At 72.2% G+C, this 21001-nt stretch carries 27 protein-coding genes; 11 read left to right on the forward strand and 16 right to left on the reverse strand.

Features of this window, described 5'->3' with window-relative positions; genetic code table 11:
* The first annotated feature begins 111 nt into the window (after positions 1 to 111).
* The 4 genes from ACX27O_RS24035 (at position 112) to ACX27O_RS24050 (ending at position 3969) form a co-directional block, all read left to right on the forward strand.
* On the forward strand, positions 112 to 1290 hold the full coding sequence (locus ACX27O_RS24035) for a sensor histidine kinase (RefSeq protein ID WP_458940166.1): 1179 nt from the start codon (positions 112 to 114) through the stop codon (positions 1288 to 1290).
* Positions 1291 to 1333: 43 nt separating this feature from the next.
* Positions 1334 to 2488 (forward strand): hypothetical protein, encoded by a 1155-nt coding sequence (locus ACX27O_RS24040; protein WP_030333378.1) that lies wholly within the window; start codon positions 1334 to 1336, stop codon positions 2486 to 2488.
* Positions 2461 to 3174, forward strand: a complete 714-nt coding sequence (locus ACX27O_RS24045; RefSeq protein WP_030333375.1) for a response regulator transcription factor — start codon at positions 2461 to 2463, stop codon at positions 3172 to 3174. Before ACX27O_RS24040 ends, ACX27O_RS24045 begins: the two co-directional genes overlap by 28 nt.
* Positions 3175 to 3246: 72 nt before the next feature.
* On the forward strand, positions 3247 to 3969 hold the full coding sequence (locus ACX27O_RS24050) for a hypothetical protein (protein WP_210858845.1): 723 nt from the start codon (positions 3247 to 3249) through the stop codon (positions 3967 to 3969).
* Here the strand turns inward: ACX27O_RS24050 and ACX27O_RS24055 are convergent.
* The 6 genes from ACX27O_RS24055 to ACX27O_RS24080 form a co-directional block, all read right to left on the reverse strand.
* Positions 3851 to 4831: a GlxA family transcriptional regulator gene (locus ACX27O_RS24055; protein WP_081883878.1), complete on the reverse strand. Its 981-nt coding sequence runs from the start codon at positions 4829 to 4831 to the stop codon at positions 3851 to 3853. The two genes, ACX27O_RS24050 and ACX27O_RS24055, sit on opposite strands and share 119 nt — an antisense overlap.
* A 4-nt stretch (positions 4832 to 4835) precedes the next feature.
* Positions 4836 to 5444, reverse strand: coding sequence for an isochorismatase family protein (locus ACX27O_RS24060; RefSeq protein ID WP_458940093.1), 609 nt, complete (start codon positions 5442 to 5444; stop codon positions 4836 to 4838).
* An 80-nt stretch (positions 5445 to 5524) separates the two neighbouring features.
* Positions 5525 to 6277, reverse strand: a complete 753-nt coding sequence (locus ACX27O_RS24065; RefSeq protein WP_030333368.1) for a lysophospholipid acyltransferase family protein — start codon at positions 6275 to 6277, stop codon at positions 5525 to 5527.
* Between the two features lie 97 nt (positions 6278 to 6374).
* Complete coding sequence (locus ACX27O_RS24070) at positions 6375 to 8435, reverse strand: amylo-alpha-1,6-glucosidase (RefSeq protein WP_357638755.1); 2061 nt, start codon at positions 8433 to 8435, stop codon at positions 6375 to 6377.
* Positions 8435 to 8806: an SCP2 sterol-binding domain-containing protein gene (locus ACX27O_RS24075; protein WP_210858850.1), complete on the reverse strand. Its 372-nt coding sequence runs from the start codon at positions 8804 to 8806 to the stop codon at positions 8435 to 8437. Before ACX27O_RS24075 ends, ACX27O_RS24070 begins: the two co-directional genes overlap by 1 nt.
* Positions 8807 to 9103: 297 nt before the next feature.
* The gene (locus ACX27O_RS24080) at positions 9104 to 9520 is read right to left on the reverse strand and encodes a CBS domain-containing protein (protein ID WP_030333361.1); all 417 of its coding nucleotides are present in this window, start codon (positions 9518 to 9520) and stop codon (positions 9104 to 9106) included.
* Positions 9521 to 9690: 170 nt separating this feature from the next.
* On the opposite strand from ACX27O_RS24080, the gene ACX27O_RS24085 reads away from it, so the two are divergent.
* Positions 9691 to 10272 (forward strand): nucleotidyltransferase family protein, encoded by a 582-nt coding sequence (locus tag ACX27O_RS24085; RefSeq protein WP_458940094.1) that lies wholly within the window; start codon positions 9691 to 9693, stop codon positions 10270 to 10272.
* A 10-nt stretch (positions 10273 to 10282) separates the two neighbouring features.
* Here the strand turns inward: ACX27O_RS24085 and ACX27O_RS24090 are convergent, their stop codons facing one another.
* From ACX27O_RS24090 to ACX27O_RS24105, 4 genes are all read right to left on the reverse strand, one after another.
* Positions 10283 to 10723: a PPOX class F420-dependent oxidoreductase gene (locus ACX27O_RS24090; RefSeq protein ID WP_030333358.1), complete on the reverse strand. Its 441-nt coding sequence runs from the start codon at positions 10721 to 10723 to the stop codon at positions 10283 to 10285.
* Positions 10724 to 10944: 221 nt separating this feature from the next.
* A complete protein-coding gene (locus tag ACX27O_RS24095; protein WP_030333356.1) occupies positions 10945 to 11970 on the reverse strand; it encodes an aspartate-semialdehyde dehydrogenase in 1026 nt (341 codons plus the stop codon).
* Positions 11971 to 12180: 210 nt separating this feature from the next.
* On the reverse strand, positions 12181 to 13518 hold the full coding sequence (locus ACX27O_RS24100; RefSeq protein WP_210865995.1) for a M16 family metallopeptidase: 1338 nt from the start codon (positions 13516 to 13518) through the stop codon (positions 12181 to 12183).
* Entirely contained in the window at positions 13515 to 14804 is a 1290-nt protein-coding gene (locus ACX27O_RS24105; protein ID WP_030333351.1) for a M16 family metallopeptidase, read from the reverse strand. Before ACX27O_RS24105 ends, ACX27O_RS24100 begins: the two co-directional genes overlap by 4 nt.
* Before the next feature lie 102 nt (positions 14805 to 14906).
* Here ACX27O_RS24105 and ACX27O_RS24110 point away from each other — a divergent pair, with 102 nt between their 5' ends.
* Positions 14907 to 15644 carry a phosphodiesterase gene (locus ACX27O_RS24110; RefSeq protein ID WP_458940095.1) on the forward strand — a complete coding sequence of 246 codons (738 nt, stop codon included), beginning with the start codon at positions 14907 to 14909 and terminating at the stop codon, positions 15642 to 15644.
* Here the strand turns inward: ACX27O_RS24110 and ACX27O_RS24115 are convergent.
* Positions 15611 to 15829 carry a hypothetical protein gene (locus ACX27O_RS24115; protein WP_030333347.1) on the reverse strand — a complete coding sequence of 73 codons (219 nt, stop codon included), beginning with the start codon at positions 15827 to 15829 and terminating at the stop codon, positions 15611 to 15613. The two genes, ACX27O_RS24110 and ACX27O_RS24115, sit on opposite strands and share 34 nt — an antisense overlap.
* Positions 15830 to 16102: 273 nt before the next feature.
* Here ACX27O_RS24115 and ACX27O_RS24120 point away from each other — a divergent pair, with 273 nt between their 5' ends.
* From ACX27O_RS24120 to ACX27O_RS24130, 3 genes are all read left to right on the forward strand, one after another.
* Entirely contained in the window at positions 16103 to 17197 is a 1095-nt protein-coding gene (locus ACX27O_RS24120) for a 3-deoxy-7-phosphoheptulonate synthase (protein ID WP_279519314.1), read from the forward strand.
* A 279-nt stretch (positions 17198 to 17476) separates the two neighbouring features.
* Complete coding sequence (locus ACX27O_RS24125; protein ID WP_247680815.1) at positions 17477 to 17710, forward strand: hypothetical protein; 234 nt, start codon at positions 17477 to 17479, stop codon at positions 17708 to 17710.
* Positions 17711 to 17758: 48 nt separating this feature from the next.
* The gene (locus ACX27O_RS24130) at positions 17759 to 17956 is read left to right on the forward strand and encodes a hypothetical protein (RefSeq protein WP_030333341.1); all 198 of its coding nucleotides are present in this window, start codon (positions 17759 to 17761) and stop codon (positions 17954 to 17956) included.
* A 54-nt stretch (positions 17957 to 18010) separates the two neighbouring features.
* On the opposite strand, the gene ACX27O_RS24135 is transcribed toward ACX27O_RS24130, so the two are convergent.
* Genes ACX27O_RS24135 through ACX27O_RS24145 form a run of 3 tightly spaced genes read right to left on the reverse strand, consistent with a single transcriptional unit; the run spans position 18011 to position 19279 of the window.
* The gene (locus tag ACX27O_RS24135) at positions 18011 to 18550 is read right to left on the reverse strand and encodes a DUF1360 domain-containing protein (RefSeq protein WP_030333340.1); all 540 of its coding nucleotides are present in this window, start codon (positions 18548 to 18550) and stop codon (positions 18011 to 18013) included.
* Positions 18551 to 18605: 55 nt separating this feature from the next.
* Positions 18606 to 18938, reverse strand: a complete 333-nt coding sequence (locus tag ACX27O_RS24140; protein ID WP_030333338.1) for an SRPBCC family protein — start codon at positions 18936 to 18938, stop codon at positions 18606 to 18608.
* The gene (locus ACX27O_RS24145; protein WP_030333336.1) at positions 18938 to 19279 is read right to left on the reverse strand and encodes a DUF6158 family protein; all 342 of its coding nucleotides are present in this window, start codon (positions 19277 to 19279) and stop codon (positions 18938 to 18940) included. The genes ACX27O_RS24140 and ACX27O_RS24145 overlap by 1 nt, the downstream gene beginning before the upstream one ends.
* 131 nt (positions 19280 to 19410) lie before the next feature.
* Between ACX27O_RS24145 and ACX27O_RS24150 the strand changes: the two genes are divergently transcribed.
* Both ACX27O_RS24150 and ACX27O_RS24155 read left to right on the forward strand, forming a co-directional pair.
* A complete protein-coding gene (locus tag ACX27O_RS24150) occupies positions 19411 to 19833 on the forward strand; it encodes a hypothetical protein (RefSeq protein ID WP_210865994.1) in 423 nt (140 codons plus the stop codon).
* 25 nt (positions 19834 to 19858) lie between these two features.
* Positions 19859 to 20185 carry a DUF3817 domain-containing protein gene (locus ACX27O_RS24155; RefSeq protein ID WP_030333332.1) on the forward strand — a complete coding sequence of 109 codons (327 nt, stop codon included), beginning with the start codon at positions 19859 to 19861 and terminating at the stop codon, positions 20183 to 20185.
* Positions 20186 to 20216: 31 nt separating this feature from the next.
* Here ACX27O_RS24155 and ACX27O_RS24160 read toward each other — a convergent pair whose 3' ends face one another.
* Complete coding sequence (locus ACX27O_RS24160; protein ID WP_030333329.1) at positions 20217 to 20402, reverse strand: hypothetical protein; 186 nt, start codon at positions 20400 to 20402, stop codon at positions 20217 to 20219.
* 35 nt (positions 20403 to 20437) lie between these two features.
* Complete coding sequence (locus tag ACX27O_RS24165; protein WP_030333328.1) at positions 20438 to 20947, reverse strand: DUF3592 domain-containing protein; 510 nt, start codon at positions 20945 to 20947, stop codon at positions 20438 to 20440.
* Between the last annotated feature and the right edge of the window lie 54 nt (positions 20948 to 21001).

The raw sequence follows: 21001 nt of genomic DNA on the forward strand, positions 1-21001 counted from the left end.
GCGACACTCCGTACACTAGGGGTCATCAGATGTCAGCCGACATGCTATTGTCCAATGTCTATCTGCTTCGTGTGGACCCGGACCGGGTCGTTGTCGGAAGGGCACTTCCCGATGCCGGCCGTTGCCACTCCAGCCGTGCCGCCGCCCACGTTGGACAATCCGGCCGGCGGGGCCCTGGGCCTCATCTTCACCACGTTGCCGGCGTTGCTGCGGCTGACCTGCGGGCTGTTCGGCGCGGCGGTGGCCGTGTCCGTGCAGACCCCGCCGGTCGAGCAGGCCGTGTTGCTGCCCGCTGTGGGCGTGCTGACCGGCTGGTCCCTCTGGTACGCCCACCGCGCGTTGCGCCACGGCATCGGTCCCGCTCTCGTCGCCGGTGACGTCGCGGTCACCGCGTCGGCCTGCCTCCTCATGCCTGTGCTGGTGGCACCCGAGGTGTTGCCCGGCGAGGGCAGTTGGATCGCCGTGCTGGCCAGCACCACGGTGATCAACACACAGGCCACCGCCCTGGCGCGCTGGTCGATCCCCGCCGGGCTGCTCGTGATCGTCACCTACGTGACCGGCGCGCAGGCGGCCGGCAACCCCACCGAGGCGCGGGCGCACGCGGCCACGCTGCTGGCGCAGACCGCCTGCACGGCGATGATGGCGGGGGTCATGCGGCGACGCATCGGCCGGGCGGACCGTGCCTTCGCCGAACACCAGCGGCTGACCCGGGAGGCGTTGGTCGCCCGCGCCGCCCGCGAGGCCGAACGCCAGCAGAACCGCGACCTGCACGACACCGTGCTGGGAACGTTGACCATGGTGGGGCTGGGCGCGGTGGCCGGTCCCTCGACCGTCTTCCGGGGCCGGTGCGCGGCCGACCTGCGTACCCTCGTCTCGCTCAGCGACGTCGGCCCGGTGGCCGGCGACGGCCCGGTCCCGCTCGACGGACGGCTGCGGTCGGTGGTCGAACGGCTGCCCGAGCTCGCGGTACGGCTGGACCTGACGTCCTGCGCCGTCCCGGTCGGGGTGGCCGACGCGATCAGCGAGAGCGCCTACGCGGCGCTGTCCAACGTGGTCCGCCACGCCCCCGGCGCCGAGGCCACGCTGCGTCTGGTCCGCGACGCGATCGGCGTCGTGGTCGAGGTCGCCGACGACGGTCCCGGCTTCGACCTGGCCACCGTCCCACCGCACCGGTACGGGCTGCGCGAGTCCATCCGCGGCCGGATGGCCACCGTCGGTGGGCGTGCCGAGGTGCACTCGGCGGTCGGGATGGGCACCCGGATTCGACTGGAGTGGCCCGGTGTCGGCTGACCTGAACGCCCCTGCGCACCTCACCGACGCTCCCGAGGCACCGATCTGGGCCGGCGTTCCGACGCCCCGGGAGCCGGTCTCCCCCGAGGCGCTCGCCGCGCCGGCCGCCGTCGCGCACGCCTCCGACCGGGGCGCCCGGATCGCCGCCGTCGTCATCGCACTGGCCTGGCACGTCGCGATCGCGCTGCCGGCGGTGCTGGCCGCCCGCGCGGAGTTCGCCGCGCCAGCAGTGGTGCTCGGCGCCTGGATACTGGTCGCCGTGACCGGCGCGGTCGCCGGGGTACGGCTGCTGCTGGGCTCGCCGCTGCCGCCGTGGCCGCTGGCCGTGTTGCTGCTGGTCGTCGACGCGGCCGTCTTCGCCGCGGCCGGGGATCGGCAGTTGTTCACGGCCGCCAACTGGGTGTGGGGCACGCTCGGCTGGTTCTTCGTGCTGGCGGTGTGGGGCCAGCGCGTGGTGGGGCTGATCGCGCTGCTGAGCACGCACGCCCTGATCGCCCTGGTGGCCGTGCTGGGGCACGGCGCCGACCCGGCCGACGTGGCCCGCTACGTGATGTACGTCTACGGCACGTTCTCGCTGCCGGTGGCGGTCTTCGTGGGCAGCGCCGTCATCGTCGGCCTGGCTCGGGAGCGGGCCGGCGTCTCGGCCGCCGGTCACGCGATGGCCGCCGAGCGGGATGCCGCCGAGCGTGGCCGCCAGGAACGCCGCGACCGGCTCACCCTGGTCAGCTCGGCGGCCGGGCGGGTCCTCGGTGACCTCGCCGCCGGGCAGGCCGACCCGGGCGACCCGGAGGTGCAGCGCCGGTGCATGTTGGCCGCCGCACGGCTACGCCGGCTGATCGCCGAGTCCGACGATGTGCCCGACCCGTTGCTGCACGAGTTGCGCGCCGCCGCCGACCTGGCGGAACGCAGCGGCCTGCCGATCGACCTGGTCACCATCGGCACCCCGCCGCCGCTGCCGGTGGAGATCCGCCGCCGGCTGGCCGACCCGCTCACCGGCACCCTCGCCGACGCCCGGGGATGGGCGCGACTGACAGTGGTCTCCGGCCCGGACGAGGTGGTGGTCAGCCTGGTCACGCCGGACCGGGAAGGCCCGGAGGCGACCGGCCCACCGCCCGGGGAGCGTGACGACGGGCCGGTGCAGTACCTCTACGAACGGGACGGGAACATCAGATGGGCGCAGACCCGATGGCGGCGGTGAGCGGCGATCAGCCGGTCGGGGTGGCGATCGTCGACGACCACCCGGTGGTGGTCGAGGGAGTCCGCGCCTGGCTCGCCACCGAGCCGCGCCTCACGGTGCTCGCCACCGGCGACGACCCGGACGAGGTGCTGCGGTCCGCCCCGGACGCCGCCGTCGTCCTGCTCGACCTGCGGTTGCACGGGCGGATGGCGTTGGACAAGTTGGCCGAGCTGAGCGCCGCCGGGCGGCGGGTGGTGGTCTATTCGGAGCACACCGACCCGCAGACGATGCTGGCCGCGCTGGACGCCGGGGCGGTGGCGTTCCTGGCCAAGCACGAGGGCCGGGAACACTGCGTGGAGACGGTGCTGGCCGCCGCGAGCGACCGCCCGTACGTGCCGCCGGCGCTGGCCGGTGCGATGGTCGGCGACCCGCGACCGGACCGGCCGATGCTGTCCGACAAGGAGCGTGAGGCGCTGCTGCTCTGGTTCCAGTCGATGTCCAAGGCGTCGGTGGCTCGGCGGATGCAGATCAGCGAGCACACAGTGAAGCAGTACGTCGACCGTGCGCGGATCAAGTACACCCGGGCGGGGCGGCCAGCCGCCACAAAGGCGGCACTACTCGCCCGTGCGATCGAGGACGGTCTCGTCCGCCCGGAGGAGATCGGCATCTACCGGTCACAGGCGACGCACGACCGGCCGACCCCCTAACAGGCGTCATGACAGGGGCGCTGTTGTCCGCGAGGCTTCTCTTCACAGCCAGCTGACCGGAAGGTCGTGACGATGCACTCCGATGCGTCCCCGTTCTTCATCGGTCCCCACCGGTTCGACGCCCCGGACGACGACGTGGGCCCGACCCTGGACCGCCGCTACCACCTGCGACCGAGGCCCGGTGAACGATTGCTCGGGCGACATCGGCTGCTGGTCGCGGGCTACCTGCTCGGGCCGAGCGAGATGCGACGCCGCTGGGAGCTTCCCGAGCCGGTCGAGGTGACCGTCACCGACCAGCGGATCTGCTGGGTGGGCAGCGGCTCGCAGCTGTCGCTCGTCGCCGACGGCACGCACCGCGCCCGGCCGCCCGCTCGGCTCAACGGCCTGATGAGCGGGCAGATCCGTTGGCAGTGGCCGTCCCGGTTGGAGTTGTCGGCGACCACCCCTGACGCACCGCTGCAACTGCTGATCGTCTGCGACGCGCTGCGCACCATCCAGCAACCGGCGTTGGCGCTCAGCGGAGCCGCCGCCGAGGTCGTGGCGCTGGCCCGGCAGGTCCGCCGGGCGGTGGCCCTGTTCCGGCTCAACCGTCCGCAGCTGGTCGACCTCTCGGCCCAGGAACGCGACGTGCTGCTCCTGCGGGCCGGCCCCGGTCTGCTCGCCGGCGACACCCGGATCACGCTGCCCGGCTCGTTGCCGGTGGAGTTCCACTCCCGGGACGACTACTACCGGTCAAGACCGGAGCCGACCTCGTGGGGCGGGCTCGCAGGCGGCGCAGCATCCGGGCATCGGTGAAGCCGACGGCCCGCGCGGCGGCTTCCACGGTGCTGCCGTGCCCGATCAGGTGCTCGGCCCGTTCCACCCGGAGCAGCTGCTGATAGCCCAGCGGGGTGAGGCCGGTGCTCGCCCGGAACAGCCGGGTCAGTGTTCGTTCGGCAACGCCGCCGGCGGCGGCAAGCTCGGCCAGCGGCAGGGGCTCGGCGTACCGACTGTCGATCAGATCCTGCACCCGGTGCACCGAGTCGGACAGGTGGGAACGGTGCCGCATCAGGGCGCTGGCCTGTGGCTCGTGCCCGTTGCGGCGGGCGTAGACGACCAGCGTGCGGGCGATCTTCGCGGCGGTCGCCGGGCCGTGCCGGGTCGCCACCAGGTGCAGCGCCACGTCGATGCCACTGGCGATGCCCGCCGAGGTGACCACCCGGTCGTCCACCACGTACAGCACGTCGCGGACGACCTGGGCCGCCGGGTGCCGGCGCGCCAGGTCGTCCTGCACCTCGTGGTGGGTGGTGCAGCGGCGGCCGTCGAGCAGCCCGGCCCGGCCGAGCGCGTACGCCCCGGCGCAGACGCTGGCCACCGTGCCGCCGGCCGCGTGGTGCGCGGCGAGCCGCCGCAGGTCGCCGGGAGACACCGGCCCCTGCGGCCCGTGCGCCGCCGGCCGCCAGCCCGGCACTATCACCAGGTCGTCCGGGGCCAGTTCGGGCCACCGGGTGTCGGCGACCAGCGGTACGCCCTGCACAGTCGGCACCTGTTCGCGTTCCGCGACGTAGTGCAGCTGGTAGTCGTACCCCAGGTCGGCGGCGCTGGAGAAGACCTGGGCCGGCCCGGCGAGGTCCAGCAGGTGCAGCTGTGGGACCAGCAGGAAGACGACCCGGGTCACCGCGTCAGCCCCCGCTGCCGACGACCGTCGCGCCGACCAGTTCGTCAACGGTTCGGATGGTCGCGAAGCGGCCGGCGAGCGCGTACTCGGTGCGGGTCACGATCTCCTCGTTGGTCAGGGTGCGTGGGTCGGCGAGGATCTCCGCGACGGTGGCGGTGTCCGGCAGGGCCCGGTGCGGGATGGGGAAGGTCAGCGTGGCGTCGGTGACGAAGGTCATCCGGTAGCCGAGGTCGGCGCCGACCCGGGTGGTGGTCTCCACGCACTGCTCGGTGCGGATGCCGCAGACGGTGATGTCGGTGATGCCCGCCTGGGTGAGCAGCTGCTGGAGGTTCGTGGTGGTGAACGCGTTGTGCGCCGTCTTGACCAGTGTCGGCTCACCCTCGGCGGGGACCAGCCCGTCGATCAGCCGCACGTACCCGAGGGCGGGGTCGAACAACCCGCCCGTGCCGGGTTCCGAGTGCAGGACCCAGACCACCAGGTCGCCGCGCTGCCGGGCGGCAGCCACCAGCCGGTCGACCTGGCGGATCATGTCGGGGTTGGAGCCGTACGCCCAGATCGGGCGCTGACGGAAGGACTCCTGTACGTCGATCACGACGAGTGCTGCTCTGTTCATGACCTCGATACTGGTCCGACGGCGTTCACACCGGCAGACACCATCCTGCCCGGGTGCGGAACGATCCGGCCAACCTGGCGTCAGACGCTGGGGGTGCGCTCTTCGGCGGCGGCGTCCAGCGCGGCGGCCTCCTCCGGCGTGGGCGCGCTGCCGCCCAGGTGCGCGGGCTGCCACCAGGTGTCATCCGGGCCGGCCGGAGTGTCCGGGTAGTCCCGCTGCGCCCGGTCGACGAGGGCGCTGAGCCGGGTGGTCAGCTCGGCGGCCAGCACGTTCGGGTCCGGGAAGTCCGCCGGGTTGATCGGCTCGCCGATCAGGATGGTGATCGGCGTGTGCCGGCGGGTCAGGGTGCGCGGGCGGCCCTTGGTCCAGAGGCGCTGGGTGCCCCACAACGCGACGGGCAGCACCGGCACCTTCGCCGAGCGGGCCATCCGGACCGTGCCGCTCTTGAGTTCCTTGACGGTGAACGACCGGCTGATCGTCGCCTCGGGGAAGACACCAACGACCTCGCCCTGCTTGAGCGCGCTCACGGCGGCGCGGAACGAGGCCGCGCCGGCCTGCCGGTCCACCGGGATGTGCCGCATGCCGCGCATGAGCGGGCCGGAGATCCGGTGGTTGAAAACCGACTCCTTGGCCATGAACCGAACCAGCCGACCCGACGCGTTAGCGCCCAGACCGGCGAAGATGAAGTCGAGGTAGCTCACGTGGTTGCTGGCCAGCACCGCCCCACCAGTGCGGGGTACGTGGTGGGCGCCCTCGATGGTGATCTTCAGGTCGAGGACCCGGAACAGCGTCTTGGCGGCGGCGATAACGGGCGGGTACACGAGCTCCGGCATTCGCAGAATCTACCCTGACCGGCTGGAGATCGGCTGGGTGGCGAACCGGCGGCGGCACGGGTGGTGCGCGCCACCGCCGGTTCGGCTGTCGAGCCGGTCAGTCGGTGAGGGCGTTCAGGTCCAGTCGACCCCGGGCGAACGCGTCCACCCGACCCCACCGACCCGGGATGTCCAACACCTCGATGCGGCCCATTCCGACCGGCAGCCGGGGCGCGACCGCCAGGTGACCCTCGTGCGGCTCCAGACCGAGCATGGTGCGCAGCAACAACAGCGGTGCGCCCGTCGACCACGCCTGCGGGCTGCACGCCGTCGGGTACTCCACCGGGAACTTGGTCAGCTCCCGCGGGTAGCCGCCGAACGCCTCCGGCAACCGGCCGTCGAAGTACGTTGCCGCGTCCAGGATGCCGTTGGCGATGGTCGCGGCCTCCTCGGCGAAGCCGTAGCGGCGCAGACCCCAGGCGATGAACGAGTTGTCGAACGGCCAGATCGTGCCGTTGTGGTAGCCGATGGGGTTGTACCGCGCCTCCCCTTCGGCGAGCGTCCGCACCCCCCAGCCGGAGAACAGCCGCGGCCCGACCAGGTGTGCGGCGAGCTTCTCCGCCCGCTCGGGCTCGACAATCCCACTCCACAGCAGGTGGCCGATGTTGGAGCTGAGGATGTCGCACTGGCGGCCGTCCGGGTCCAGGGCCAGGGCGAAGTACTCGCCGTCGTCGACCCACCAGTCCCGGTTGAACCGCTCCTTGAGCTGCGCCGCCTCCCGCTCCAGCTGGTCGGCGAACTCCGGGTCACCCCAGAATTCGCGAGCCAACCGGGCCGCCCGGACCTTCGCGTCGTACGCGTACCCCTGCACCTCGCAGGTTGCCCGTGGGAACGGCGGCAGCGTGCCGTCGGAGTAGGAGATCGAGTCCCAGGAGTCCTTCCAGCACTGGTTCTCCAGGCCGGTGTCGGTGTTGCGGCGCTCGTACCAGATGTAGCCGTTGCCGACGAGGTCGGCGTAGTTGTCGATCCACCTCAGCGCCGCCCGGGACTCCTGCTCCAGCTCCTTGACCAGCTCGACGTCCCCGCTCCACCGCTCGTACTCGTCGAGCAGCACGATGAACAGCGGCGTCGCGTCCACCGAGCCGTAGTACGGAGAGTGGGGCTGCTCCTCGAAGGCGGCGGTTTCGCCGTAGCGCATCTCGTGCAGGATGCGCCCCGGGTCCTCGTCCCGGAAGTCGTCGAACCGGCTGCCCTGCAGGGACGCCAGGATGCGTAGCGTCGTCTTCGACAGCTGCGGGGTGAACGGCAGCGTCTGCAGGCAGGTGAGGATGCTGTCCCGGCCGAACATGGTCATGAACCAGGGCAGACCGGCGGCCGGCAGGGTGGCGCCGCCCAGTGACAACGGCGGGAAACGCAGCGCGGCCAGGTCGATCAGGCTGCGCCGGTACGTGCTGGCCACCCGGCCGTGCTCACTGTTGACCTTGGGCGCGTCGGCGATCCACTGCTCCAGGTCGTGCTGGAGGGCGAGCCGCTCGGTGCCATGCTTGCGCAGCCCCAGACGAAGGTCCCGGCCGGTGGGCCCGACCGCGTTGGTCTCGACGTCGATCGAGGCTTCCCACTGCTCGTTCGGCTCCAGGTGCACGGTGTACGCGAAACCCTTGCTGTCGTACCGGGCCGACATCGACGACGAGATCACCGTCTCCCGCCGGAAGTTCCCCCGCCGGTAGCCCAGCCGCAGCCGATCCGGCTCCACCTCGGTGTAGATCTCGCCCTTCTTGTTCAGGATCTCGTCCTTGACCTGGAACAGGTCGGCGAAGTCCGACGCCGCGTCCATCCGGACTTCCAGGTCGACCGGCTTCTCGTCGTGGTTGAGAATGGTCAGTTGCTCCCGGAAGCTGCCGCCCACCGCCCGCTCCCGGATGATCGACAACTTCGCGTCCACGTAGTGCGTGGCCATCCCGGGGACCAGGAAGAAGCGCGACTCGAAATACTGCAGGTCGTCGAAGGAGAGCGAGTTGAGTCGCTCACCGTTGACGGTCAGCACCCAGGTCGACAGGAACCGGGTGTCGATGGAGAAGAGCCCGGTGGGCTCGCTCGGCGTCGCCTCGATGTCACCGGTGTCCTCGCAGACGACGAACGTGTTGCCGTCCAGGATCCGGATCGTGTTGCTCTGCCCCATCAGTGCACCTCCCCGGCGAAACGTCGACGTGGCCCACGGGCGTCCGGTGACCCCGGGAAGATCCGCTCCACCTGTACGACCAGCCGAAGGTCGCCCGACGCCGTCATGTCGCCGCGCAGCAGCGCGGCCAGGCCGTGCTCGCGCCCCGAGGCGATGTCGTCGAAGAGGATCGGGCTAGCGCCGATCACCGTGTCGGCCTCCTGGTCCTCCTGGCTGACGTTCAGCCGGCCGTGATCGATCCTCAGCAGCCAGTGCCGGGTCTGCGCCCCCTCGTGCAGGTCGATCCGCAGCGTCCCGGAGGTCTTGGCCAGCAGGGGTTCGTACCCCCGCCGGTCCAGGTCCTCGAAGAACCTCGTGGTCGCGTCCACCATCGGGTCCACTCCTCCCAGTTGCCGGGCCGGGGATCCCACCCACCGCGCTCGCGTCGCGCGGACGGCCGGCGTTGCACGTCCCCGCACGGGTCCCCGCCCTCCCCCACGCCCAACCTCACCCAATTCAGGTGACCCCCACCCCCTTGCTCCTTGCTCTCGGTGATCAAGAGGTTTGCGTCACCACAGTGGGCGGGTCGTGACGCAAAGCTCTTGATCACGCGGGGAGGGGTGGGGGACAGAGCGCGCGCCGGCTCTCCCCTTGGGGGAGAGCCGGCGCGCGTCTGGCGCGGCGGACGGTCAGTTGTTCGGGTCGTCGGCGCTGATGTCGGCCAGGACCGACTGCGGTTCACGCTCGACCGCGAGGTCACCCATCGAGACCAGGCCAACCAGGCGTCCGTCGTCAATCACCGGCAACCGGCGTACGGCGTACGTCCGCATCAGGTCAGCGGCGGCCACGGCATCGTCGTACTGACTCACCGTGATCACGTCGCGAGTGGTGATCTGATTCAACCGGGTCGAGCCCGGATCCATGTTCTCCGCGACACCTCGGACCGTGATGTCCCGGTCCGTGACGATGCCGACCACACTGTCGCCGTCGGTCACCACCACGTCTCCGATCGCGCTGTCACGCATCTCCTGCGCGGCCGCGATGAGCGTGTCGTTGCCGTCCATCGTCACCAACCGGGTCGTCATGAACTCTCCGACCGTTGTCATGGTGCTCCCCTCTCGGTGTCGGCACGGCCCGTCTACCCGCCGTCCGGCACCGGGTAACGCCCGGCCGCCGGTGGCTACCGGCGCTGCCGCACACGCCGCACCTCGGACCCGCCACCCGCCGACCCGCCCGGGGGGCAGCGCACCCCGGGGTGGCCGCCTACGGTGGGCTGATGGCGGCGGACGAGTCGGAGCTGCGGGAGCTGGTGGCCGGCAACCGGTGGTTGACCCGGGCGCTGACAGTGGTGCGCGACTCGGGGCTGCCGGACGCCTGGATCGGCGCGGGCGTCCTGCGCGACCTGGTCTGGGGCGAGCGGTACGGACACGGGTTCGACCCGGCGACGGTCCGGGACGTGGACGTGGTCTTCTTCGACCCGACCCGGCTGACCCGCGAGGACGACGACCGGGCCACCGCCCGGCTGACGGCGGCGTGGCCGCAACCGCCGTGGGAGGCGCGCAACCAGGCGGCGGTGCACACCTGGTACGCGGCGAAGTTCGGCGGCGAACCGATCACCCCGTACCGCGATGTCACCGAGGCGGTCGCCACCTGGCCGGAGTACGCGACAGCGGTGGCCGTCCGCCTGGACTCGGCCGACCGGCTGGAGGTCTGCGCGCCGTACGGCCTCGCGGACCTCTTGCGTGGGGTGTGGCGACACAACCCGGCCCGGGTGGGTGTGGCATTGTCCCGGCGACGGCTGGCCCGGCACCGACCGGCGCAGCGTTGGCCCGGCGTGACCGTGATCGAACCGGGCTGACCGGTCGGGGTCAGCCCCTCGGCGGCATCCCGTAGAGCCGCTCCACGTGCAGCCGCAGCACGATCCGCCCCTCGTCGACCATGGCCTGGCGGTATTCGTCCCAATCGGGGTGTTCGCCGCTCAGCGCCCGGTAGAGCACCACCAACTCCTCGACCGTGTCGTCGCCAAGCTCGGCGGACGGCGGGGTCAGCTCGGCGCGACCCTCGACCACCGCGTACGCCCAGCCGTCCTGACTGCTGACGTGGAGGCTGGCCCGGGGGTCGCGGCGCAGGTTGGCGGTCTTCGCCCGAGAGTCGGTGACCGAGACCCGGATCAGGCCGGCGTCCCGGTCGAAGGAGTAGAGCACCGTGGACAGCTGCGGGCGACCGTCCCGCTTGATGGTGGCGAGCACGCCCATCGAGTGGCCGGCCACCAGGTCGGTCAACGCCTGCTGGGTGCGGTCGTCGGGCATGGTGTCCTCCAGGTTGGACGATCGTCTCCGACCCATCCAAGCACGACCCGCCGGCCCTCGCGGGCGACCACCCGGTGCTGGCCCTCGTCCAGAGCGACCGAGGTCGAGCGCACGCACCGACAGTGCGACCACCCGGAACGGCAGCGAGCCCTCGCCGACGGGCGGCGAGGGCTCGGTGCTTGTTGGATGTCGAGGGCCTGTGGTGTGGCGACCGGTGCCGGTCAGCGGCGCTCGGCGGCGACCAGCTCGGCGAGCTGCACCGCGTTGAGCGCGGCGCCCTTGCGCAGGTTGTCGTTGGAGCAGAACAGGGCCAGCCCGTGCTCCACCGTCTCGTCGGCGCGGATCCGGCCCACGTAGGTCGGGTCCTGGCCGGCGGCCTGCAACGGCGTCGGGACGTCGGTCAACGCCACCCCCGGCGCGTCGGCCAGCAGCTCGTGGGCGCGCTGCGGGGTGAGCGGCCGGGCGAACCGGGCGTTGATCTGGAGCGAGTGCCCGGTGAAGACGGGGACCCGGACGCAGGTGCCGGAGACCCTCAGGTCGGGGATCTCCAGGATCTTGCGGCTCTCGTTGCGGAGCTTCTGCTCCTCGTCGGTCTCGAACGAGCCGTCGTCGACGATCGAGCCGGCGAGCGGGAGCACGTTGAAGGCGATCGGCTGGGCGAACGAACGCGGCGCGGGGAACTCCACGGCCGACCCGTCGAAGGCCAGCCCGGTGGCGTGCTCGGCCACCTTGCGGACCTGCTCGTCCAGCTCGGCGACGCCGGCCAGCCCGGCACCGGAGACCGCCTGGTACGTCGACACGACCAGGCCGACCAGGCCGGCTTCGGCGTGCAGCGGGCGCAGCACCGGCATCGCGGCCATCGTGGTGCAGTTGGGGTTGGCGATGATGCCCTTCGGCCGGTCCAGGGCGGCGTGCGGGTTGACCTCGGCGACCACCAGCGGCACCTGCGGGTCCATCCGGAACGCCGAGGAGTTGTCGATCACGACGGCGCCGGCCTCGGCGACCCGGGGGGCCAACTCCCGGGCGGTGCCCTTACCGGCCGAGAAGAGCACGATGTCCAGCCCGGAGTAGTCGGCGCTGGCCGCGTCCTCGACGATCACCTCGCCGTCGCGCCACGGCAGCGTACGCCCGGCTGACCGCGCCGAGGCGAACAACCGCACCTGCTCCGCCGGGAACTCCCGCTCCGCCAGCACCTGCCGCATCACGCCACCGACCTGGCCGGTGGCTCCCACAATGCCGATCCTCATGCCCGCGAGGCTACCGACCCGACCCCCGGAACCGGGACCCCTTTCCCACCCCCCGGGTCCCGCATCACACCCACCCACCCACTCCCCCAACCCGCACCCTCACCCCCGTCGACCATGAAGTTGTTGCCGCGACACGCCGTCGGAGGTGGCAACAACTTCATGATCAACAGGAGCGGAGGGGCCGGAGGCCGGGAGCAGGGGTGGGTGGGGTTAGGGGAGGAGGTCGCCCAGGGCGGTGGCCTGGAGGTCGTCGCGGATGGCTGCGGCGTCGCCCTCGATGACCAGGGTCAGGGCCTCCGGGTGCAGGTGGGTGGCCGCCGCCGCGGAGACCTGCTCCACGTCGGCGGAGAGCAGCGCCTCCCGCAACCGCGCGTGGTAGTCGTCCGGCAGGTCGTGCACCACCAGGGTGGTCAGCGCGGAGGCGATCGCCCGAGGGCTCTGCAACTCGACCGAGAGCTGCCCGGCCCGCCACGAGCGGGCCACCTCCAGCTCGTCCTCCGTCACCCCGCTGGCCTGGGTACGGGTGATCTCGCCCACCGCCTCGACCACTGCCGGCGCGGTGACCGCCGTCTGCACCCCGGAGCTGACCGCGAACCGACCGAACCGGCGCGACGCGGCGAAGTCAGCCCGGATGCCGTAGGTGTAGCCGCGGACCTCACGCAGCAGGTGGTTGAGCCGGGACGTGAACGCACCGCCGAGCACCGTGCCGGCGAGCGTCATCGGCACGTGGTCGGGGTGCGCCCGGTGTGGTGCCGGGTGGCCCAGCCGCAGCGTCGACTGCACCGACCCGGGTCGGTCCACCAGGATGATCCGCCGACCGTTGTGCGTCGGCACCTCAAGGGGGCCGCCGCGCTCGGCGGGGCCACCACCGGTGCCGGCGAACGCCGCGGCGGCCAGCGCGTCCAGGTCGATCCGGTCCAGGTCACCGGCGACGATCAGGGTGCCGGGGCGCAGGAACCACTCGGAGTGGAAGACAGTGACGTCCTCCACGTCCAACCCGGCGACCGACTCCGGGTCGCCGTGCATCGGCCGCCCCCAGCGGTTCTGCGCGCCGAACAGGTCGGCCCGCAGCGCGGCGTCGGCGCGCGGGCCGGGGTTGGCCCAGTCCATGCGGAGTGCTGTCGCCTCGTCGTCGCGGACCCGGCGTACGTCGGCGGGGTCCAGCCTGGGCGTGCGGACCGCCTCGGCCAGCAACTCCACTGCCGCGTTCAGCCGGTCCACCGGGATCACCACGCTGGCCTGGAACGAGTCCCAGTCCAGGCCGGTCGACAAGGCGGTGCCGAGCCCTTCGACGGCGAGGGCGTACGCGGCGGCGTCCCGCTGCGCGGTCCCCTCCTCCAACGCCTTGGCCAGCACACCGGACAGGCCCTCCTTGCCGACCGGCTCCTGGCCCGCGCCCACGTCGAGCAGCAGCAGGGCCACGGCGAGGTTCTGCCCCGGCAGGTGCGCGGCGACGACCTGACCACCGGCCACGGCGCGGCGGACCACCGGCGGGAACCGGTACGGGCGGGCGGCACCCGGGCCGGGACGGTCGGCGATCAGCGTCATGAGGTCTCCTCGGGCAGGTAGGTCAAGGTCACCCGGTCGGTGGCGAGCACGTCGGCGGCGGCCTCGGCGATCTGCTCGGCGGTGACCGCGAGCAGCGCCGGCAGGTGGTCGGCGACGCGGGCCGGGTCACCGAACTGCGTGGCGTACCGGCCGAGCAGGTCGGCGCGGCCGTCGACGGTGGACAGCTGACGCCACCAGCCGGTGCTGAGCAACGCCTTGGCCCGGTCCAGTTCGGCGGCCGTGACCGGCACGGTGGCCAGCTCGTCGACGACCTCGGCCAGCCCTTCGGCCAGCCGCTCGGCGCTCACTCCGGGACGGGCGGTGGCGGTGGCGATCAGTGGTGCCGGGCCGTGCGCGAGGTCCACCCCGTACGCCCCGACCAGGTCCGGCTGCGCGATCCGCTCGCCGTCGGCGAGGCGCTGGTAGAGCCGGCTGCCCCGGCCGCTGCCGAGGACCGTGGCGAGCACGGTGATCACGTCGTACCCCGGGCTGCCGAACGGGTAGCTGCGGTGGGCGATGTACACCCGCGGCGCCGGCACGTCGGCGCTGACCGACTCGACGGCCGTCTGCCCGGTGGCGGGGACGCTGCGGCCGTCCGGTGCGGGCGGGATGTCGTCGCGGGCGGGCAGCGCGCCGAAGTACTTGTCGGCGAGCGCGAACACGTCGGTGGCGGTGGCGTCGCCGACCACGGTGAGCACCGCGTTGTTCGGCGCGTAGTAAGTCTGATGGAACGCCTGGAAGGTGGCGAGGTCGGCGGCGTTCAGGTCGGCCATCGAGCCGATCGTCGCGTGGTGGTAGGGGTGCCCCGGCGGGTAGAGCATCGGCAGCAGTCGCAACCAGGCGTCCCCGTACGGCACGTTCTCGTAGCGCTGCCGGCGCTCGTTCTTCACCACGTCCCGCTGGTTGTCCAGCGTCTCCTGGGTGAGGGCGGGGACCAGCCCGCCCATCCGGTCGGCTTCCAACCAGAGCGCCAGCTCCAGGTGCTCGGCCGGGACCGTCTCGAAGTAGTTGGTCCGGTCCGGGTTGGTGGTGGCGTTGAGTGAGCCGCCGGAGCCCTGGATCAGCTTCATGTGCTCGGTCTTCGCCACGTTCACCGAGCCTTCGAACATCAGGTGCTCGAAGAGGTGGGCGAAACCGGTCTGCCCGGCCGGCTCGTGCCGGGAGCCGACGTCGTACCAGAGGTTGACGGCCACGGCGGGCGCGGTGCGATCCTCACTCACCACCACGCGCAGGCCGTTGTCCAGTCGGGACGTCTGAATGGGCCAGGGGTAACCGCTGTCGGGCATGCCCCGACGCTATCCGATCTCGGGGGCGGAAAGGTGACGCGCTGTCGGTCGGCGAGCCGACCGGGGCGGCATCGGTGCGGCCGCGCGGGGTACCGGAGGGGAATGACCGTCACCCCGCCCCCGTCCCGGGCCGCCACCGCCGTCGAACGCGCCAGCACCGCACTCGGCCGGCTGCGCCGCGGCCGGCTGCTGCATCCGGCCGGTCGCTCGTTCGTCGGCGAGACGGTGATCTGGGGTACGCCGGGACCCCCCACCGGGGTCGCTCTGCTCGACGACCCCGGCCGGTACCGGACCACCGTCCGGCTCTCCAAGGGCACGCCCACGCCGGGCAGTTGGCCCGACGTGCTGGGCCTCGCGGTGCGCCTGCACCGCGACGACGGCCCGCCGTTCGACCTGTTGGTCAGCTCCAGCGGCGCGGCCCCGGTGCTGCGGAACCTGCCGCTGCCCCGCCGCCGCTTCACCGGCACGTACAGCACGATCACGTGGTTCCGCGCGGGTCGACGCCGCCTCTGGCTGGCCGCGTTGGCCGACCCGGACGCGGCCGACCTGGGCCGCAGCCTGGCCCCGGTGGCCGCCGCGACGCGGACGGACACCCCGCGCCTGGTGCTCGCGGTCGCGTCGGCGGTGGGGCCGTGGCGGCTGGTCGGGCAGGTCAGCCTCGGTGCCCAGCTCAGCGCCGAGCAGGACGCGGCGCTCGCGTTCGACCCGACGCGCAACCTGCCAGCCGAACTGCGGCTGGCAGGTCCGCTGGCCTGGCTGCGCGACCAGACCTACCGGGGGTCGCGCCGGGCGCGCGGGGCTACCGCTCAGTCCGGCGGTTCGACAGCGACAACGGTCTGATCCGAGGTACGACGTTCCAGCACCGTGTCCGGGGCGGCGTTCTGGTCCGCCGTGCGGATGTCCGACTCGGTGAGGATGGCCTCCGCCTGCGCCTCCGGGTCGTCGCTGCCCACCGCCGTCTCCTCGGGGAGGAGGTGGTGTGCCCGGGACTCCACCCGGTCCTGATCGCTCTGTTCGTGTGTCATGGGACCCCTGTTACCCCGACCGCATCCCTGGCACGCGATGTTCGCTCCGCATCTTGGGACGACGGGCCGGGTGACCGCGTCCGGTCGGGTACGCTGGCCCGGTGACGCGTTCCTATCGATGGTTTAGGCAGCCGGCTCGCACGCCGGTGACTTCACCATGAACTGACGTCACCACGGACCGAGCCGGCTGGGCAGGAGCTGTCGTTCCTGCCCTTTTGCGTACGAGCAGCCGGCTCGTCCCGGGCACCGGCCCCGGGCACGGTCGGCGGAAGGATGCCCACCGTGACGACCCCGGAGACCGATCGGGTCAGCGATCAGCGGATCGACCGTGTCGTGCCGCTGACCACGCCCGCCCTGCTGCACCACGAGTTACCCCTTGATCCCCCGCTCGCGTCGGCCGTACTGAACGGCCGCCGTGCGGTGGGGCGCGTGCTGGACCGCGAGGACGACCGCCTGCTGGTGGTGGTCGGTCCCTGCTCGGTGCATGACCCGGCCGCCGCCCTCGACTACGCGCAGCGGCTGCGGACGGCGGCCGACCGGCTGGCCGACGACCTGCTGATCGTCATGCGGGTCTACTTCGAGAAGCCACGCTCCACGGTCGGCTGGAAGGGCCTGATCAACGACCCGGGGCTGGACGGCAGCGGGGACGTCAACACCGGGCTGCGGTTGGCGCGGGCGCTCCTGCTCGACGTGCTGCGTCTCGGCCTGCCGGTGGGTTGCGAGTTCCTCGACCCGATCACCCCGCAGTACATCGCGGACACGGTGGCCTGGGGCGCGATCGGCGCCCGTACCGTGGAGAGCCAGGTGCACCGGCAGCTGGCTTCCGGTCTGTCCATGCCGATCGGCATGAAGAACCGCCCGGACGGCAGCATCGGCACGGCGGTGGACGCGATCCGCGCCGCCGGGGTTCCGCACGTCTTCCCCGGCATCGACTTCTCCGGCACCCCGGCGATCATGCACACCCGGGGCAACACCGACGGGCACCTGGTGCTGCGCGGCGGGGGCGGCCGGCCGAACTACGACGCCGCGTCGGTCGCCGGGGCGCTCGATCTGCTCCGCGCCGCCGACCTGCCGGAGCGGCTGGTGATCGACGCCAGTCACGCCAACAGCGGCAAGGATCACCGCAACCAGCCGCTGGTGGCCGCGGACGTGGCAGCGCAACTCGCCGCCGGCCAGCGTGGGATCACCGGCGTGATGCTGGAGTCGTTCCTGCTGCCCGGCCGACAGGAGCTCGACCCGACCCGGCAGCTGGAGTACGGCCGGTCGGTCACCGACGCCTGCCTCGGCTGGGACGACACCGCCGAGGTGCTCGACCACCTCGCCTCGGCCGTGCGGGCCCGGCGGGCCACAGTGCCGACGACGGTGTGACCGCCGACACCGGGCCGCACGGAACACGAGCGGGGGTCGGCTCGTTGACTGGGGTGTCGGTGTGCCCAGTGTCCCCGGGCCTCACCTAAATAGCCTTCGCGGAATACCGTCCGGCTGGAGCCGCGTAGCGCCACTCGCCGAGAGGCGACCTGCACACCGACACCAGCGCCGCCCCCGGCCCACAAGGCCGGGGGCGGCGCTGTCGGTTGCCCCTCGAACCCGTCCGGGGGCGACGGCCGGCCCGGTGGCGTGACGTTTGACCGATTCCGCCCGGGGTAGCTGATCGACGTGACCGACGACGCATCAGTGGCCGGCGAGCCGGACACCCGGGCCCTCGACGACCTGCTCGACGACCTCTACCGGGGGCAGGAACGGGTCACCCAGGCGGACATCTACCGCAAGGCGGTGGCCGCCGAACTCCCGCCGGACCTGCTCGCCCGGATCGACGCGCTGCCCGAGGGCGAGTACGCGGTGGACGAGGCCAGCGACCTGCTGGGTGGTTCCATCGGCTGAGCGCCTGTGCCAGCTCCGCCGCGTGAGCGACAGCAGAAGGGACACCACATGACGCACCACGACGAGGACCACGACGAGAAGGTGCCGGCGCTGGGTCAGCCGCCGAAGGGCACTGACACCACGCCCGAGCCGGACTTCGCCAACGAGCACGACCGCACGGCGGTGGACCGGGACATCATCACCGGGGCGGACGAGCACGAACGGGAGCCGGAGTCGCCGCACGGTTGGTCCGGCATGCAGCGCTGAGGGGTACGAGAAAGGGGGCCGGTTTCCGCCGGCCCCCTTTCTCGTGCGTGCTGATCAGTCGTCGTCGTGCCCGCCCTCGGCGGCCTGCTGGGCCGTCGCGTACGCCATCTGGAGGAAGTCGGACGCGGCGACCGCGGTCAGCGCGGTGGCCACCAGGCGGGTGAGCCGGGGCGCGAGGACCAGGCCACCGGTCAGCCCGGTGGCCACCCAGACGGCCAGGCAGAACGGGCAGCTCAGCAACTCGCCGATGGCGTGCCGGGTCGGGCTGCCCGAGTCGCGGACCTGTTCCATCACCTCGCCGCTGCCGATCGGGCGGTCATAGCGGGTGAACGGCGCCCGCAGCGGGCTCGTCACCGCGTCCTTGGACAGCAGCCGGCTCAGCTTGTGCGTGGCGATGGAGAGCAGCACCACGTCGGACGGCGCGGGGCGCTCCGGCACCGGCCGACCGGTCGCCTTGACCAGGCCGGCGAGCGCACCGGTCACCCCGGCGTAGGCGCCCATCGCCACCAGGTAGCCGCCGAGCGGCCGGTGTTCGTGCGGCGCGTACGCCCGGCGCAGCCGGGCCGCCTTCTGTCGCAGGCCAGTGTCGCTCACCCGATCTCCTCACGTGTCGTGGTGGTGGCGGGAGCGGCGTCCCGCTGTGGCCGGCTCAGCCGGCCTGGAGGTTGTCGGCGACCTCGCGTGCCAGGTTGGTGAGCGCCTGGTCGGCCAGTTGGTCCGGCCCGGGCCCGCCCGACCCGTCGGCCAGGTCCAGCTCGATCCGGGCGCCACCGGAATCCGCCGGCTCGACCCGGATCTCGGCGGACCAGTCGTCGGTGTCGCCCCACCGGGCACGCAGCTCGTCGCCGTTGATTTCCGCGGCAGGGCTGCCGTCGCCGCGCAGTGGCTCCGGCAGCCAGGCCGAGGCACGGTCGGGGTCGGTGGCCGTGCTGAAGACCACCTCGGGTGGCGCGGACATGCCGCGTACGGCGCGCGCCGGCATCAGGCGTCCCGCAGGCGGCTGGGATCGACCTCGCGACCCGGGTGGCGGGCCAGGTACTCGGTCTCCAGCTCCGCCGTGCGTCGCAGGTGGTTGGCGAGTGCGGAGTCGGCAGCGTGCCGCAGGGTGTCCAGGCGGGTGCGGTGCAGACTGTGCATCTCGCGGATCAGGTCCTCGTCGGTCAGCTCCGTCGGGTCGATGCCGAGCAGCTCGCCGTCGAGACCGGGAGCGCCGGCCGGGTCGGCCAGCTCATCGCCGCCCCACTCGGGCACCCGCTGCTCCGGGCTCACATCCGCGCCATCACTGGACGCGAAGCCGTCCTCACGTACCGATCCGGTCATGATCGCCCCCCTTGATCTCGTTTGGGCTGGCGTCTAGACGATTGCCCAGGCGTGGTGATGCCAAACCACGCCGACGAGGCGACAACTACGACACGGTGTCGGAGACCGGCGGCGTCCCCGGTACCCTCGATGCCATGAGGCGGCTCTGGACTCCGGCGTGGATCGCGCGCCACGTGGCCATGGTCGTGCTGGTCGTGGGCTTCCTCGGGCTGGGTTGGTGGCAGATCAGCCGGGCCGCCGCCGGCAACAGCCTGAGCTGGGGGTACGCGGTCGAGTGGCCGATCTTCGCCGGTTTCGTGGTCTACGTCTGGTGGCGTGAGGTGAAGTTGGCCCGCCGCAGGATGGCGGAGGCCGACGCACCGCCCGCGGACCCGGCCGTCGAGCCGGCGCCGGCGGTCACCACCGGGTCCCGACCGGCGGTACGCCGACCGGTGCGGGTGTCCCGGGTGCCGGCCACCGGTGACGTCGGCGAGGACACCGACCTGGCCGCCTACAACCACTACCTGTCATGGTTGAACGCCAATCCGGGCGCCCGGCCCGGTGACTATCCCGGCTGAGCCGGGCTCGGAAGGACGGACAAAGGTGGGCGCTGCCCTTACCCGGTACCGCGTGATCGCCTGGATCGTGGGCGTGGTGCTGATCCTGCTGGTCGTGATCGGCATGCCGCTGAAGTACGCGTTCGACAACCCGGTCGTCGTGGAGACGGTGGGGCCGGCGCACGGCTTCCTCTACATGATCTACCTGGTGGCCGCGTTCGACCTGAGCCGGCGGGCCGACTGGCCGTTGAAGCGGATGCTCCTGGTGATGCTGGCCGGCACCGTGCCGTTCGTCTCGTTCTACGCCGAGCGCCGGGTCAGCGGGTGGCTGGCCCGACCGGTGCAGCGCACCCCGGAGACGGTCGCCAGCTGACGCAGACGGTCGGCGACTGACGCACCGTCGGTCAGCGGGCGCGCCGGGCGATCAGCCACCCCGCCACCGCCAGGGCAGCGCCGATGACGGCCAGGGCGATCGCGTCGGTCAGCAGACCCACCAGGATCAGCACCGCCCCGCCGACAGACACGGCGAACGCCGCGGGGTTGCGGGCGGCTGGCGGTCGCCAGCCGCCCTGCCTGGTCTTTCGCGCCATTGGTGTGTCCTCTCTCGGCGATCCCCGAACCTGGCTCAGGCCCAGCTGTCCTTGTCCTTCACCACCACGAACAGCAGACCGGCGCCGATGATGGTCAGCACCGCGCCGATCGGGATCAGCGTCCACGACATCAGGAACGACAGCGAACCGTTCGTGTGGCCGTTCTCGGCCACGAACAGTTCCGGATCGGCGGGGTCGACCCGGATCGTCACCTGCGGCCCCGGCGTGCTGTGACAACCCGTCAGACCGGCGCACGGGATCCACTTCTCGTACTGCACCCCGTCGAACAGATAGTTGATCTCGATGCGGTCGATGCCGCTGCCTCGGCCGCCGCCACCGGAGCGGTCAGAGATGGTGGCAGTGATCGGCACGCCATCGCTCTGCAACCGGTCAGCCTCGGCCGAGACGTGCCACCGATAACCGAGCGAACCGCCGAGCAGGGCGACGCCTGCCAGCAAGAAGGCGGCGGCCATCAGGCCGACCTTGAATCGGACGCGCCCGGCGCCGCTGCCGCGCGCGCCAACGCCGACCCGCTGCTTTCCCATCCACGCCTCCCCATCGAGGGACTCACGATAGCCCGGTCGGGGCCGCCACGACCC

Source organism: Micromonospora sp. SD19, from assembly GCF_054462275.1.